Source organism: Leptospira adleri, from assembly GCF_002811985.1.
GTDB lineage: Bacteria > Spirochaetota > Leptospiria > Leptospirales > Leptospiraceae > Leptospira > Leptospira adleri.
Map to the genome: position 1 here is coordinate 1 of NZ_NPDU01000150.1, position 1,785 is coordinate 1,785.

At 40.7% G+C, this 1,785-nt stretch carries 3 protein-coding genes; all 3 read right to left on the bottom strand.

The window, feature by feature from the left end:
- Positions 1 to 9 precede the first annotated feature (9 nt).
- Positions 10 to 369: a hypothetical protein gene (locus CH376_RS23845; RefSeq protein WP_100787793.1), complete on the bottom strand. Its 360-nt coding sequence runs from the start codon at positions 367 to 369 to the stop codon at positions 10 to 12.
- A 538-nt stretch (positions 370 to 907) separates the two neighbouring features.
- The gene (locus CH376_RS23850; RefSeq protein ID WP_100787794.1) at positions 908 to 1,300 is read right to left on the bottom strand and encodes a type II toxin-antitoxin system death-on-curing family toxin; all 393 of its coding nucleotides are present in this window, start codon (positions 1,298 to 1,300) and stop codon (positions 908 to 910) included.
- Positions 1,297 to 1,536, bottom strand: coding sequence for an AbrB/MazE/SpoVT family DNA-binding domain-containing protein (locus CH376_RS23855; protein WP_100787795.1), 240 nt, complete (start codon positions 1,534 to 1,536; stop codon positions 1,297 to 1,299). The genes CH376_RS23850 and CH376_RS23855 overlap by 4 nt, the downstream gene beginning before the upstream one ends.
- Positions 1,537 to 1,785 lie beyond the last annotated feature (249 nt).

Sequence of the window (1,785 nt, forward strand, 5' to 3'; positions counted from 1 at the left end):
TTTTGGACGTTATCCAATTCCAATAATTCTTTCAACACATTGCTTGTAAGATGTCAATGCATCCGTAAATGGATTATCTTTATTCCTTACATCAAAGTAAGTTTCGAACACTTCTTCCAATTGAGTTTTGGGGCCATTGTCATTATTATTTGATGGCACGTTCTTTTTTATTAGTTCAACAATTTCGGCAAGTTTAAGCTTAAATATTTTTATCCTAATCAAGAAAAAGTAAACATTGAGCAAATGAAATAACAATGCTTTTAGTTCCTTTGTATTTTCTTTCCTTTGTCTAATATATTGAGAAATCTCATTTAAAGCCCAGCCTAAAAGAATCCCGACCAAAGCTAAGATTGTGCTAATAATTTCCATTTGATACGAATTTCAGCTAAGCCTGTGCAAATGACGCATAACGAGGTAGGTTTCTCGACGTTTGCGGTTCTGGAGCGCGTCTAAACGCGCGGAAGAATTGGAACGAGGTTTGAGCGAACCTTAAGTGAGCGTCCCGCAAACCGAGTTACAAAGCAAATGTGCCGAAGGCCAAGCGAGAGTTGCGAAAGCAATCTCGAAACGCAGTGAGAAACCGCAGTTATGCGCTCGTTCCGCGAGCCAAAAAAAGCTATAAATTGCGCGCTAAGACTAAAAGCCAAACCACGCGCAATTCTCTTTTCCCAAATTCGTCTAAACCCAAATGAAAGCGAAGCGGAATGGCGCCTAACGAAAGAGTCTCCTCGACGTTTGCGGTTCTGGAGCGCGTCTAAACGCGCGAAAGAATTGGCGCGAGGCTTGAGTGAGCCTTAGCGAACGACCCGCAAGCCGAGTGACAAAGCAAATGTGCCGAAGGCCAAGCGAGGGTCGCATGAGCGATCCCGAACGAAGCGAGGAGATGAAGTTAGGCGATCGTCGAGCCTCAACGAGAAATTGAACTATCTTTTAACCATACTGCTAATGAATCTTCATTTAAGGATCCATCGGCAACGCGAAGCATTATTGAAACGACCTCTTCTTCTCCTACTTCTATTTTGTAACCATTCAACCCCAAAAATACATACATCAATTGGAAAGAGATCCGCTTATTGCCATCTATAAATGGATGATTTTTTGCAACGCCTAAACCTAATGAAGCGGTTAATTCAAAAATAGTCGCTTTTTTATCGTAAGACCATTTATTCTTAGGCCTATCAAGTGCAGACTCAAGAAGACCTTCGTCTCTAATCCCCTGTAACCCACCATGTTGTTTTATTTGATCCAAATGAATTGATTCAGCAATTTTCTTACTTATCCATTTCGGTTCTTTCTTCATTTAGCTAATTCTTTCATAGCATTTCGATACTTCTTAGCACCTTCCTGATAAATATCCATGGCCGTTTCGAAATCAGGATCGTATGGAGAAAGTAAAATACCATCTTCTGTTTCTAAAAGAAATACCGTATCTCCTTCATGAAAATTATATTTTTCCAAAAGAACCTTAGGAATCGTCGCGCCCGCTGAATTGCCGATTGCTCGAATTGTTGTTTTTTTTACCGCTGGATTATCCATGGTTATAACATAAGTGATAACTTCCGCTTGGCAAGCATTTTTTAAGGTAATATCTTCAGGGTTTTAACCGTCAATTAGCAGAACAAACTCAACTATGATTACAAAGGATGCGAATTCAAAATCTTAAGCTGACTTAACCTGAAAATCAACCAGGCAAAAACTAACATCTGCTCGATGTCGCCTAACGAAAGAGTCTCCTCGACGTTTGCGGTTCTGGAGCGCGTCTAAACGCGCGGAAGAATTGGCGCG

Coding starts and splice junctions, on each gene's coding strand:
- CH376_RS23845 (WP_100787793.1), bottom strand. CDS start 369: ATGGAAATTATTAGCACAATCTTAGCTTTGGTCGGGATTCTTTTAGGC.
- CH376_RS23850 (WP_100787794.1), bottom strand. CDS start 1,300: ATGAAGAAAGAACCGAAATGGATAAGTAAGAAAATTGCTGAATCAATT.
- CH376_RS23855 (WP_100787795.1), bottom strand. CDS start 1,536: ATGGATAATCCAGCGGTAAAAAAAACAACAATTCGAGCAATCGGCAAT.